At 42.4% G+C, this 14,247-nt stretch carries 7 protein-coding genes and 1 pseudogene; 5 read left to right on the plus strand and 3 right to left on the minus strand.

What is annotated here, in order from left to right:
• Positions 1-609 precede the first annotated feature (609 nt).
• Together AM228_RS03595 and AM228_RS03600 are read left to right on the plus strand one after the other, a co-directional pair.
• Positions 610-5,235, plus strand: a complete 4,626-nt coding sequence (locus AM228_RS03595) for a PAS domain S-box protein (protein WP_197285208.1) — start codon at positions 610-612, stop codon at positions 5,233-5,235.
• A gap of 179 nt (positions 5,236-5,414) precedes the next feature.
• A complete protein-coding gene (locus AM228_RS03600; protein ID WP_156331510.1) occupies positions 5,415-6,017 on the plus strand; it encodes a pseudouridine synthase in 603 nt (200 codons plus the stop codon).
• Between the two features lie 93 nt (positions 6,018-6,110).
• Here the strand turns inward: AM228_RS03600 and AM228_RS03605 are convergent.
• A pseudogene (locus AM228_RS03605) lies at positions 6,111-6,764 on the minus strand (MAE_28990/MAE_18760 family HEPN-like nuclease); the annotation flags it as partial.
• Between the two features lie 229 nt (positions 6,765-6,993).
• On the minus strand, positions 6,994-7,521 hold the full coding sequence (locus AM228_RS03610; RefSeq protein WP_054464747.1) for a DUF262 domain-containing protein: 528 nt from the start codon (positions 7,519-7,521) through the stop codon (positions 6,994-6,996).
• 405 nt (positions 7,522-7,926) lie between these two features.
• On the opposite strand from AM228_RS03610, the gene AM228_RS03615 reads away from it, so the two are divergent.
• Positions 7,927-10,164, plus strand: a complete 2,238-nt coding sequence (locus AM228_RS03615) for a 6-phosphofructokinase (protein WP_054464748.1) — start codon at positions 7,927-7,929, stop codon at positions 10,162-10,164.
• A gap of 142 nt (positions 10,165-10,306) precedes the next feature.
• A complete protein-coding gene (locus AM228_RS03620; protein WP_054464749.1) occupies positions 10,307-11,431 on the plus strand; it encodes a glycosyltransferase family 4 protein in 1,125 nt (374 codons plus the stop codon).
• Positions 11,432-11,620: 189 nt separating this feature from the next.
• On the opposite strand, the gene AM228_RS03625 is transcribed toward AM228_RS03620, so the two are convergent.
• The gene (locus AM228_RS03625; RefSeq protein WP_190877067.1) at positions 11,621-12,271 is read right to left on the minus strand and encodes a class I SAM-dependent methyltransferase; all 651 of its coding nucleotides are present in this window, start codon (positions 12,269-12,271) and stop codon (positions 11,621-11,623) included.
• A 581-nt stretch (positions 12,272-12,852) separates the two neighbouring features.
• Here AM228_RS03625 and AM228_RS03630 point away from each other — a divergent pair.
• A complete protein-coding gene (locus AM228_RS03630; protein ID WP_054464892.1) occupies positions 12,853-14,058 on the plus strand; it encodes a glycosyltransferase family 4 protein in 1,206 nt (401 codons plus the stop codon).
• The last annotated feature ends 189 nt before the right edge of the window (positions 14,059-14,247 follow it).

Here is a 14,247-nt window from a genome sequence, read left to right on the forward strand (position 1 = left end):
TTCAGAGTTTTCGATTTTTGGCATTGCGATCGCCGCCAACAGCTTTTGGTCAGTTCAGCGCCCCTAGAATCCGGGGAAAAACCCCAAGATTCACTAATAAGATTCGTTAATAACTCTTCAATCCATTACTCAAAGACTGTGGAGTTTTGGATTGAATTACCATACAATATCCAGATTATTTTATCATAGAAGTTGAGGCTCTTTGCCGACCGGTGCTCCCGAATGGAATCGATTGTGGTCTTTAATACAAAAAACCCTATAATAGGTGGATTAACTATAGAACACAATATTTTTTTGAGGGAATATCAGCCAAAACTGCTCAAGAGCGCGATCGCTGATAAATCGCGGTGCTAAGATTATGGTAAAGTTTAGGGATTAATTATATTTTCAGAAACGTAAATTATGTGAGTGTTTTTGGCCATAGCATATATTGTTATTCAAACATATATATAATATAATTGCCAAAATATGCTGCTTATTTGTAGCGTAATTTATTTGCCAATACCTAGTAATAAAAAAACAATTATCAATAACATAAATTATAGATCAATGATTAACTTGCCTTTACAAATCCCCAAATCTAGCTCGGTTATCTCGACCATTTCACTGATGAGTCAACTGAGTCGCAGCAGTGTATTAATTGTAGACGGGCTTGATAATTATCCCAGTAATTATCTAGAAATTGCTCAATCGAATATCGCTCAATCAAACTCAGAAATCTCTTACAAGCTGGAAAAATTTCCCGCAGCATCATTGATGGGAATTTTTACCCAAAGTGATGTGATTCGTTTAGTGGCTAGTGGTCATCTTACCGAACATAATCTGACCATTGAAGAGGTGATGATTACTCCGGTGATTACCCTGAATTTATTAGAATTTGTCCCAGAACATGGGGCATCTATGGATAACTTGGATCGGTTTAGCCAGTTAAATAGTTTAACCCAAAAAATGGTGATCGAGCGAGTCCTGGAAATTTTTCAAGAAACAGCAATTAATCACCTGCCGTTAGTTGATGGTAGAGGTATAATTTTTTATGTAATTAATCAAAATTTTATCTTGAATTATTTAAGTAATAATTACCTTGAAAAACGAAGTATTGATACCGACAAATTAAATAGTAAAAAAAATAATAATTTGTCAAAATCATTATTATCAAAAAAAGCCGGAAGATTTCATAAATCAACTGCCTTAAAGCTACAGAAATTCAAGGATTTAAGCCCTAATTTAGCATCAGAAAGTTTTCTGGCTGAAAAAAAACCATTAGCTGGCGTTTTTTCTTCTGTCAATTACCTAGATATTCAAAGAATGCTGGGGCATGAAGTGAGATTGGTATTGGTGTTGAATGGAGCAGGATATATCCGCATCGCCGAAGGAAATGAGGAGGTCAAAGGTTGGCAAGCAAATGAACTGCTTGGCCGAAATTTTTTGGAGTTAAATCTGGATGTTCCAGAGGCGATCGCCCAACTTCGGCATTGCCTTGCGACTGGAGAAGATATCGAAACAATGGCTGAACTGCCTTTGCTGTTTGTGTCAGAAAGTGATGGTGGTCGATTTTACCAGTGGAAATATTTACCTGTGAACAATTCCCAGGGAGAATTAATCGGCGCGATCGCCCTAGCAGTTGATATTACCAAACGGCATAAAACGGAAGCGGAACTGCGATCGCTTTTCCAGGCAATTACTGATATGGTTTTTGTCCTCGATCGCGACGGACGTTATTTAAATATTGCCCCAACCAAAAGTAACTTATTCTACAAGCCACCGCGAGAATTGCTGGGCAAAACTTTGTCAGAAGTGTTACCACCAGAAACAGCGGCACTAATACTGAATCGGATTCAAGTTGCTTTAAATCAGCAGGAAACCGTTCAGGTAGAGTATAATTTATCGATTCAAGGTCGGGAATGTTGGTTTGACGCGCGGATTTCACCGTTTTTAGAAGATTCGGTGATTTTGGTAGCGCGGGATATTAGCGATATTGCATCCGCAACGCTTCGCGATAGCGCATCCGCGCCGCTTCGCGAACGCATTCAAAGTCAGCAAAACCTGAGACAATCTCAAGAATTTTTACAACAAATCATTAATGCTATACCCGACCCTATATTTGTTAAAAATGAAAACCATGAATTTGTGATAGTCAACCGGGCTTTATGTGAATTGATTGGCTGTGGTCAATCGGAGATTATCGGTAAAAGTGACCCAGATTTTTTCCCACCAGAACAGGTGAATGTTTTTTGGCAAGTTGATCAAAAAGTTTTAGAAACAGGCTGTGATTACACAATTCAAGAAGAATTGACCGATTCAGCCGGAAATATTCATATTATTTCTACCAAAAAAACTAGCGTGACAGACTCCAAGCAAAATAAATTTTTAGTGGGAACGATCCGAGAAGTCACGGAGCAAGTAAAAATTGCCGAAGCGCTGAAACGCAGCGAAGAACGCTACCGCGCTTTTATTACCCAAAGTTCTGAGGGAATTTACTGTTGGGAATTTAACCCACCGATTTCTATTGACCAGCCAGAAGCAGCCCAAATTGAGCAAATTTTTCAGTATGGTTACATTGTGGAATGTAATGATGCGATGGCTCAAATGCATGAGATGACTTCTGGGTTAGAAATGATTGGCACATCTGTCACCCAATGGCGTTCTCCCAAGGAACCAGAAACTCTAGAGAAAACTCGGCAGTTGATTCGGGCGGGATATCGGTTAAATAAAATCGAAATTCGATGGAGTAATACACCGGAAGGCGATCGCTATTTTTTGCTAAATTTCTTGGGAATTATTGAAGCGGGTTGCTTGCAGCGGTTGTGGATTAAGAAATTGGATATTAGCGATCGCAAAAAAGCCCAAATTGCCCTAGAACAAAGTGAAGCCCGTTACCGAGGAATAATTGAATCTCAACAAGATTTGATTGTCCGAATTAATCCCGCTGGTGAATTAACTTTTGTCAATGATGCTTACTGTGTATTATTTGGCCGTACTCGGTCAGAATTACTCGGTCAAAGTTATTTTGCGCTCGTGGATCAAGAGGAGCAAGCACATACCTTAGATGTGATGAAATTACTGGAATTTCCGCCCTATCGAGTCAGTTTTGAGCAGAAAGCGTCTACTCCTCAAGGCTGCCGCTGGATTGCTTGGGAAAACTACGCCATCCACAACGAACAGGGAGAAATTATAGAAATTCAGGGAGTCGGTCGGGATATTACCAATCGCAAAAAAACAGAATTAGCACTACGAGAAACGGAAAACTTACTGGAACTATTCTTCTCTAAATCCCTGGAAGGCTTCTTTTTTATGATGCTGGATGCACCAGTGCAATGGGACGATACAGTAGATAAAGAACAAATTTTGGACTATGTATTTGCTCACCAACGAGTCACCAAAGTGAATCAGGCGATGTTGACTCAATACAAAACAAAGCGTGAAGAATTCATTGGTCTAACTCCCAATGATTTATTTGCCCATAATCTTGAGTATGGGCGAAAACTTTTGCGACACTTGTTTGATCGCGGCAAGTTGGAAATTATCGCCGATGAACGGCGTTTTGATGGTACTCAACTGTGGATTTCAGGGGAATATATTTGTCTGTATGATGACCAAGGCCGAATTACCGGACATTTTGGGGTGCAGCGAGATATTAGCGATCGCTATCGCACCGAAGCCGCGTTGCGAGAATCAGAAGAACGCTTCCGACAAATTGCCGAAAATAGTCAAGAAATTTTCTGGATTGCTTCAGACGATCGCCAAAAATTACTTTATGTCAATCCGGCTTATGAGATAATTTTTGGTCAAACTTGTGCCAGTCTTTATGCGGAACCTCTGGGTTGGATTGACAAGATGATTCATCCCAGCGATCGCTATCGAATTCTCGGCGCCGTAATGCGGCAGATCCTTGACCCCCAAGAAATCAGTCACGAATATCGGATTATTCGACCCGATGGTCGCATTCGCTGGTTGTGGGAAAGAATTTTTCCCATTTGCAACGAACAAGGAGAAGTTTATCGTCAAGCGGGTTTGGTGTCAGATATTACCCAGCGCAAAGAAATCGAAGAAACCCTGCGAGTCACCCAAGAAAGACTGGGTTATTTAATTACCCGAAACCCTGCGGTAATTTATAGTATGGAACCTTGGGGAAATTGTCGGACGACCTTTATCAGTGACAATGTGAAAACCTTGCTGGGTTATGAACCAGAAAAATTCCTAGAAAATCCTGGTTTTTGGATCGATCATATCCACCCAGAAGATCTCCCGGAGATAGCGATCGCTCTTGAGTCAGGGTGGCAACCAGGTCAAACCATCAGTTATGAATATCGGTTTCTTTGTGCTCAGGGTAATTATCGCTGGATACGGGATGAAAATCGACTGCTGTTAGATGAACAGGGCAACCCCCTGGAAGTGGTGGGTTATTTGGCGGATATTACCGAACGCAAACAAGCGGAGGAAGAAATTCGCAAGGCGATGAAAAAAGAACGAGAACTAAACGCCCTGAAAAGCCGATTTATTACCATGACTTCCCATGAATTCCGTACCCCGTTAGCGACGATTTTATCTTCCGCAGATTTGTTGGAAGTCTATGTGCATACTGGGGCGATCGAAAAAAGCAGTCAGCATATCCGACATATTCAAGCGGCGGCTGAACATTTAACTAATATGCTGAATGATATTCTGGAAATTGCTAATTCCGAAGCTCGTCAAAAAGACTTCGATCCGGGAAGCCTTGATTTAGCGGCGTTATGTCGTGAGATTATTTCAGAAGTCAAAAGCGGTTATCCGCACCGTAGCGCGATCGCATTTACTTGTAGTCGCGAGGTAGAAGATCGACTATCTCAGTCTTTAGTGGATATTACTTTGGTACGACAAATTTTAATCAATTTATTGTCCAATGCCCTGAAATATTCTGGGCGAGATGGCCGGGTAGAATTAACCTTAAGCTATTATGAAGAAATTGAGGAAAATTCAGAAAATTCCTCATCACCAAGCCCAGAAAGTTTATCTAAGGTGGTCATGTTCCAAGTCAAAGATAATGGTGTCGGCATTGAAGCTGAAGAAAAAGACCGCATCTTTGATGCCTTTTATCGGGGCAATAACATTGGTAATACTACCGGCACTGGTTTAGGTTTGACCATTGTTAAACACGCCATAGATTTACATGGCGGAAAAATTACTTTTGATAGTACCTTTGGGGGGGGGACTACTTTTACGGTGACGTTACCTTTGAGCGTGAAAAGTGAAAAGTGAAAAGGCAACAGGCAACGGGGAACGGGGGAACGGGGGAGTCGGTGTAGGGGCTCCCCTAAGTGGTCGCCCCGGAGCGGGGGAGCGGGGGCGCAAGCATTGCGCCCCTACGTTGGGCAGGAATAAAGAATTAGGAATCAGTAGTAAAAATAACCGTCACCAGTCAACATAAAATATGAAATATAAATATGAAATATATTCTCTTTTACAAGCCCTATAATGTTGTCAGTCAGTTTAGTGATGTCGGGTCAAATTATGGTGACATTGTGGGGGATAAAAGTTATCAAACGTTGAAAGATTATGTCCCGGTTCCTGATGTTTATCCCGTGGGTCGTTTAGACCGAGATAGTGAAGGATTGATGTTATTAACTGATAATGGTCAGGTACAAAATCGGTTATGTTCCCCCAAGTTTGCTCATCCTCGAACTTATTGGGTTCAGGTGGAACGCATCCCCGATGAAAAGGCGATGCAAAAGTTAAGGAATGGGGTGACGATCGCTGATTACCGAACTCGACCGGCAAAGGTGCAGTTGTTAGAAGGTGAACCCACCTTACCACCACGGGATCCGCCGATTCGGTTTCGGAAAACGGTGCCGACCGCATGGTTAGAGATAACTCTGACTGAGGGAAAAAATCGCCAAGTGAGACGCATGACCGCAGCGGTGGGCTTTCCGACGTTGCGACTGGTGCGAGTGGCGATCGCGCATCTCCGGTTAGATGGGTTAGAACCCGGTCAGTGGCGGGATTTGACCCCAGAAGAGCGATCGCGTCTTTTAAAACTGTGAATGCTTCGCAAAGAAACCCGGTTTCTTGAAGAAACCCGGTTTCTGCGAATGCTTCGCCCTGAAAACGCCTTCCTAGCTTTTTTGCAGTTATAATTATTTTAAATATGCTTCATGGGACAGGTAGCTTTCTATATTGTGTAATATTTCCCTTAAATAACAAATCACTCTTTTTTGAAGTTTTAGCAAGTCATCCACAGTAGCATTTTTACCAACTTCCTCAAATGACTTAAACCCATGTGCTAAATCATTTCTATTAGTTTTCACGGTTATTAAATCGCGCCCATCTTTTGTTTTTTTAGCATTGGTTTTATAAGAAAATCCATACATTTCGGCGATTTCTTTGATTTTTTTAGCATCAATATTGCCTGAAAATAATTTTTCTTTATTAAACCCCGCAGATATAATATCAACTGAGATTGCTTGAATATTAGCTAAAAGCGTATCCGTCGATTGATTATCTTTAAAATTTTTTATAATAATTTTTTTCAAGTCATCTCTAACCTCATCAAAAGAAATATTTTTATTTTTTAGTTGATCAAAAATTATTTCAATTGCATTCCGCATAGTAGCTTCAATTAAGTTATAGAGTAACAAATATCCTGTGGCTTTAAGAGTATTGGCTAAATCATCGTTAATTTTTTTAGTTTTTGTATGTTCCCCATGACCCATACTTAACTGAATTGAACCTTCCTGTAAATTCTTCAAAAAGAAAAAATATCTACTCACTTCTTGAGCGCGTTCATCAAAATCTTTAAGTAAATCTTAAAATAATGGATTTTTCATAAATTACTTACCTAAAAGGCGTTCGCGAAGCGGCGCGGATGCGCTTTCGCGCACATACCCAATGCGATCGATAACTTTATTTTTAGAACTAAAGAGCATAAATATTGAATTATTTTTTTGATATTTATTCAATTTAATCCAGAAAATTTCCCGGTTTACTTCCTCTCCGCTTCATTTAATTCAACAAGAATCCCTACCCACTATTAATTATTTCAAAAATGTCTCTTTTAACTTGTTCATCGGCTTCTTTGGTTAAAACGATCATTCTCATACTTGTTCTTTGAAACCGTCTTTGTCGTGACAGTGGCAAATCTTTAAACGTAAACCCATTAAGACTTGTTAACTTTTCAAGATTTTTTAATTCGAGATCGTTATTCATAAACTTAGTGACAGTACGAATCCGTTGTGTACCATCTATAATTTCTAAACGGGCGGCATCTTCCTCTTCTGATATGTCGGCCACAAAAATATAAGGAATTGGTAAACCTAACATTAAAGATTCAATGAATTTTGATTGTCTATCTTCATCCCAAGCCATTTCTCGTTGATAATCAGGAATAAACAGTTCACTTTTATCTTCGTCTCTTCCCTTTAAATATTTTTCAACAATCACCTCGATAGGATATTCTAAGGTATTGTAGTCAACCCGCTTTGTGCGATCGCGGATTTCAGCCTCAGCCTTGGCTTTAAGCTCATCGGTAATTGTTAATTGTGTAACCATATTTGATAAGTTATTTGTGTAAGTGTTTTAAATAAACTTCGATAATACAACTGGATTAGCCGAGAAATTGCTTGATGATTAATCTATAGATTAGATTATACATTCGGTTATTTCTATACTATATAATAGTACATCCTATAATAGTACATCGTCGTAGTAAATGATCGTATAGATATTTTAGGGAATTTATAGAATGAGGACACCAAGCAATCATACAGACAAGGGATGTTGCTAACTATTGCTGCTCTCTACAACCCCTTAATCGTCAAATTATTGCAAATAAATAACCAGTAATAAAAAGTCAAGAAACCCGGTTTGTGTATTTTTGGTGATATCGGATCAGGCCCGATAAGGATAAAAATAAATCTGGAACTATTTTATTAATGAGGGTAGGAAGTCGGTATCTTGACTACAAAAAAATTAGGCATTTTGACCAGTGGCGGTGATGCTCCCGGAATGAATGCTGCCGTGCGAGCGGTGGTGAGAACAGCATTAGAGCGGGATGTGGAAGTTTACGCCATTTATGAAGGATATCAAGGAATGGTGGATGGGGGCGATCGCATCCATAAGTGTGATTGGGGATTTGTCGGTGGGATTTTGCAACGGGGGGGCACAGTCATTGGCACCGCCCGCTGTATGCCGTTTCAAACCAGAGAAGGACGACGCCAAGCAGCGCGAAATTTGCTCTCAAGGGGCATCGATGCCTTAGTCGTGATTGGTGGAGATGGTAGCCTGACTGGGGCGAATATTTTTTACCAAGAATGGCCGGAACTGCTAAAAGAACTGGTGGAAGCTGGGGAAATTACCCAGGAAGTGGCGATCGCTCATCCTCAACTCAAAATAGTAGGGTTGCCTGCATCCATTGATAATGACTTTTATGGCAGTGACATGACCATTGGCACCGATACCGCCCTGCATCGCATTACGGAAGCGGTAGACGCCATTTCTTCCACCGCTGCCAGTCACCAGCGCACCTTTGTGATTTCGGTAATGGGACGCAATTGCGGCTATTTGGCCTTGATGGGGGCTTTGGCAACTGGCGCCGACTGGGTTTTAATTCCCGAAATGCCCCCCACAGACGACAACTGGGAAGAGAAAATGTGTGAAGTCCTCAAGGCAGGACGAAGTTTTGGTCGTCGAGATACCATTGTGATTGTGGCGGAAGGAGCCAGAGATAGTCACGGAAATCTCATTTCTTGCGACCAAGTGAAACATATTCTGGAAGAACGGCTGGGTGAGGATGTCCGGGTGACGATTTTGGGTCATATGCAGCGGGGCGGGGCGCCGAGTGCTTACGATCGCATCCTGAGCACGATTTTGGGGCATAACGCCGTTGAGGAAATTTTAGCGGACAAGCCCCACCGTGAGCCGATGTTGATTGGGATGCGGGGCAACCGAGTCACCCAGGCGCCGTTGATGGAATGCGTGCAAATTAGCCGTTCCGTGGTGCAGGCGATCGCCGCTGGGGACTACCAAAAAGCTATGCAGTTACGAGGCCATATTTTTGAAGAAGCCTATAACACTTTTTCCACATTGATTCAGGCGAAACCGCCCGGTAGTCTAGGCGAACGACCACCGGGCGGTCAAAAGTCTTTACGCATTGCCATTCTCAACTGTGATGCCGCTGCACCAGGGATGAATACTGCGGTTCGGGCAGCGGTCCGGTTGGGCATCGATCGCGGTTACACCATGTTAGGCATTGAACATGGATTTCGCGGTTTTATTCAAGGAAAAATTCGCGAGTTGGATTGGGTCAGCGTTCGCGGTTGGGCAACCATTGGCGGTTCAGAATTAGGCACCAGTCGCAAAACTCCCCAGGGACGAGATTTTTATGCGATCGCTCGTCACATTGAAAATAATCACATTGACGCCCTATTAATCATTGGTGGCTGGTCTGGTTATCAAAGCGCTTACTATTTATATCAGCAACGAGAAAACTATCCGGCCTTTAATATTCCCATCCTTTGTATTCCCGCCACCATTGACAATAATCTACCCGGTGCGGAACATAGCATTGGCAGCGATACAGCCCTGAATAATATTATCGAGGCGATCGATAAAATTAAACAATCTGCCGTCGCCTCTAATCGCTGTTTTGTCGTCGAAGTCATGGGTTTATACTGTGGTTATCTAGCTTTAATGAGTGGCATTGCCACCGGCGCCGAACGAGTTTATTTACACGAAGAAGGCATCACTTTAAAGAATTTGCAGCAAGATGTATCCGATTTAATCGCGGGATTTACGACAGGAAAAAGGTTAGGATTAGTTTTATGTAATGAAAAAGCTCACCCCGTTTACAACAGCAATTTTATTCGGGATTTATTGACCGAAGAAGGTAAAAAAATATTCCAAGTTCGGCAATCAATTCTGGGACACTTACAACAAGGCGGCGACCCCTCTCCCTTCGATAGAATTAGCGCCACCCGATTAGCCCAAAAAGGGATTAACTATCTGAGCGAACAAGCAGGAAAAGAATCACCAGGAGCGTCATTTATTGGCTTACAAGGCGGCCAAGTCAATTTTTGGAGTTTGGCCAAATTTCCCCAATGGACTGACCAAGAATTTAAACGCGCCAAAGAACAATGGTGGTGGGATTTACGGGCGATCGCCTCAATTTTGGCTCAACCGGCGCCCACGCCCTGAAAAATTTAGAAAAATGTAGGGTGGGCAATGCCCACCCATCTGGAAAATGCCAGAAAAATGTCAAAATATAAGCAATGCTCTCCTTTTTTTGCGACAAACATCACCCTCAAGAAAAAAACAAAAAAACCGGCTGTAAATCATTATGAATAAGCGCGTTGTTCTGCTCACCAACTTTATTCCCCCCTATCGGTTGCCCCTCTACCAAGCAATAGGGGACAGAGTTCCAGAATTTCAAGTATTAATTTCCACCCCAATGGAACCCAACCGCAGTTGGCAACCCAATTGGGACGGATTGAATGTCACCGTACAAAAAAACCTCACCCTGCAACGGAAATGGCGGCACCCTCATGGTTTTTCTGAAGACTTATATGTGCATATTCCTTATGACACTCTCTGGTTATTACACCAAAAGCAGCCAGATATAATTATTTCTGGAGAAATGGGATTTAGAACCTTGCAAGCAGCCATTTATCACAAGTTTAATCCGAAAAGCCGTCTGATTTTGTGGGCGACAGTTTCAGAATACAGTGAACAAGGACGGGGCAAACTCCGAGAAATTTTACGGCGGTGGCTGGTGCCCCAAGCGGATGCCGTATTAGTCAATGGTCAAAGCGGTGCCCGGTATGTCCGTCAATTTGGCATCAAAGATGAACAAATTTTTCCGGCACCCTATACCACCGATATTACTCCATTTCTTTCGGTGCCTTTAGCCAAAGATGCCGATCAAGCTTATCGCTTGCTTTACGTAGGTCAGTTAGTAGAACGCAAGGGAATAGAGCCATTTTTATCGGCTTTGACCCGATGGTGTCAGGCCCATCTTGACCGAAAAATCGAGTTTTGGTTAGTAGGAGATGGTCCGTTACGGAACACTTTAGAGGGGCTCTCTATGCCAAATAATTTATCCCTGCGGTTTTTAGGCAATGTGGCTTATGACCAGTTAGCAGACATTTATTACTCTTGCGGAATCTTTGTGTTTCCCACCTTAGCAGACGAGTGGGGTTTAGTCACCAATGAAGCAATGGCCGCTGGGTTGCCTGTCTTAGGTAGTTTGTATAGTCAATCTGTCGAAGAGTTAGTCACTGAAGGGGAAACGGGCTGGACATTTCGGCCTGATCGCCGTGAAATGGAGGCCGCCATTGAACGAGTGTTAACAACTCCTCTGGATGTATTAGAGCAAATGAGATCGGCAGGACGCGATCGCATTCGCAACCTCACCCCGCAATTCGTCGCTGACGGAATATTAAAAGCGATTAACTATGTTTCTTAGTCTATTCGTTTTACACGATCCAAACTGCCGTGTTTCTTAGTCTAAAATAAGCCGGTTTAATTGTCGTAATTGTCAACGGATTCATGGATCGAGCGCAGGTAAAAATGGCCACCCATCGAAACATGATTTAAATCTGAGTCAATGAGTGGCGCTTTTTTTCCAAAAAGCTGAATAGCATCTAGCTAATTATCAGTTAAAACCGAGGTAAATCAAATGAGGATTTAAGTCCACATAATACAACACTTTATCCAGATTTTTCATCAGTGAAGAACGCCCAGGAACCATGAAATCAACGTTTTGGCGTTCGTACTTGGAAAACCCAGCTAATTGAAAAGATTTTGCTAATGATTTCGAGGTAAAGAAATGAATGTGAGTGCGCTCCGCATAAGCTGCTGAATTTTTTAGTCTCAAAATCGCCTTAATTCCTCGCGAACAAGGAGTGGTAATGAATATGATTCCCCGATCCGTTAACCGTCCTTTCGCCTCTTTCAGTGTCTCCACTGGAGAGGGTAAATGCTCGATGACTTCACTTAACATAATGGCATCAAACTTCTCTCGATCGGGAATACTATGAAGATATGGGTAATTCACTAATTCATACTCAGTGAGAATTTTTCTGCCCTCATTGCTCGGTTCGACACAAACAGCATCAAAGCCTTTTTCAATAAAAGATTTGGCCATATGTCCGGTGCCACTTCCCAGATCGAGAATCTTTCCTCCAGGACGTAATGCAGTCTTCTGAATCAGATAATCTATAATCTGGTGATTACGCTCAAACCATCGGGCATTTTTTTTGCGAAATACAGAAAATTCCATCATCTCGGACTCTGAGTAGCTCATTTCTCCTTGGGTGGGCGATGGAGATTCGGCAAACAAATGACCACATGTTGAATTTAAACATTTCCTGACTTTTACATATTGAGTTGAAAATGAATATTTCGATTTATTATTACACAATGGACAAAGCATGATTAATCCTCTATCTATACAATAAATTAGACACCCAGAATAAACTTGTAAAAGTCTCAAATGCTTATAGGCACTTGGTAAGTCAACTTCCTGGGAGATAAAACATCGTTTTGATCTACCGCAATTCAGATATATTAGTTTAGCATACCTCGATGAACAAAGAGAGGAAAGTAGGTGGCTGGCTTGGAACATTCCAAAAGATCCGGATTCGACTATCTCTCAACAATCAGGAGATCGTTAACTATTGTTGTAGATGAAAATCTGGTCAACTTCCTGCCGCAGTGTCTAATGATTAGAAAACGCGGGAATGTTACCGGCGAGATATTTGACTGGTTCTCAACCTCTATGAACAGAGGCTAGTATTAAAATTAACCCGTAATTCCCATATTCGTCAATGGCGAATATTGAGAATTGCTGGCTTTTCACCATTATTATTGGAGGATTTCCCCAAAATGAGAATCTTACAGCTACATAACCTCTACAAAATCGCAGGAGGAGAGGATGTAGTCGTTCAGGCAGAGAAAACCTTGCTAGAAGCTTATGGTCACGAGGTGGTATTGCTGCAAGCGGACAATCACAACATTACCAACTTCTTCAGCCAAACCATGACCGCCTTGAACACGGTTTATTCCTTCTCAGCCAAAAAACGAGTGCAGGCAGAAATTGCTAAGTTTCAACCGGATATAGTTCACGTCCACAATTTCTTCCCATTGTGGTCTCCGGCTGTTTACGATGCTTGTCAAGAAGCCAGAGTGCCGGTATTGCAGACTCTCCATAACTACCGACTCTTTTGCGCTGGTGCTTTCTTTTACCGAGATGGAAAAGTGTGCGAAGATTGCTTGGGTAAATTTTTCCCTTGGCCGGGAATAGTCCACCGTTGCTACCGAGGCAGTCGAGTCGGCAGTGCCGTATTAGCAACAATGCAGGCAGTCCACCGCGCCAGGGGAACCTGGAAGGAACGGGTTAACTTGTACATTGCATTGACGGAATTTGCCCGCCATAAATTTATTGAGGCAGGCTTGCCAGAAAATAAAATTGTTGTCAAGCCTAATTTCCTGTTGTCAGATCCAAAGTTACAGGAAACCAAGGAAAATTATGCGCTGTTTGTGGGGCGGCTGTCACCGGAAAAAGGAATCGATACAATGCTGGCTGCTTGGCGATTAAAAGCGTCAAATGGGCTTGGTCAAAAGGTTCAAAATTTTTTAGGGTCGCTCAAAATTGTCGGAGACGGGCCTTTAGCAGATCGAGTGGCTATGGCAGCACAGGAGATCCCAGGGGTAGAGTGGCTCGGTAGACAGCCCCAAGAACAAGTACAAAAGCTGATGCAAAATGCCAAAATGCTGGTTTTTCCCTCGGTGTGGTACGAAGCTTTTGGCATGGTTATTTTAGAAGCTTACTCCGTGGGTTTGCCGGTGGTCGCCAGTAACTTGGGCAGTCTCTCTTCATTGGTTGATTCGGGTCGCACGGGTCTTCATTTTCGTCCCGGAGATGCCGATGACCTGGCGGCAAAGGTTGAATGGGCGATCGCTCACCCCCAAGAACTGGCGCAAATGGGACGAGAAGCCCGCGCCGAATTTGAAGCCCACTACACAGCAGAAGCCAACTATCGGCAATTAATGGAAATCTACCAGTTAGCCCTTGGTTCTCAAACTAGATGATTTGAACCGTTATGCAACCTCTGGGTTAAAGCAATGGATCAATAATTTATGTGCAGAGCAAGGATTTAATCTGAGACTTGCCGGACATCTACGGACAATAAGGTATAAGCACCAAGACAAAAATAATTGCATCCCTGCGGCCAGTCTGTACAAGGGTTTCAGCGCATTATGGTATGCAATTTATTTAGC

The organism is Planktothricoides sp. SR001 (assembly GCF_001276715.1).
GTDB lineage: Bacteria > Cyanobacteriota > Cyanobacteriia > Cyanobacteriales > Laspinemataceae > Planktothricoides > Planktothricoides raciborskii.

Excerpts from the sequence above, each read along its gene's own strand:
- AM228_RS03595 (WP_197285208.1), top strand. The coding sequence starts at position 610 with ATGAGTCAACTGAGTCGCAGCAGTGTATTAATTGTAGACGGGCTTGAT.
- AM228_RS03610 (WP_054464747.1), bottom strand. The coding sequence starts at position 7,521 with ATGGTTACACAATTAACAATTACCGATGAGCTTAAAGCCAAGGCTGAG.
- AM228_RS03620 (WP_054464749.1), top strand. The coding sequence starts at position 10,307 with ATGAATAAGCGCGTTGTTCTGCTCACCAACTTTATTCCCCCCTATCGG.
- AM228_RS03625 (WP_190877067.1), bottom strand. The coding sequence starts at position 12,271 with ATGAGCTACTCAGAGTCCGAGATGATGGAATTTTCTGTATTTCGCAAA.
- AM228_RS03630 (WP_054464892.1), top strand. The coding sequence starts at position 12,853 with ATGAGAATCTTACAGCTACATAACCTCTACAAAATCGCAGGAGGAGAG.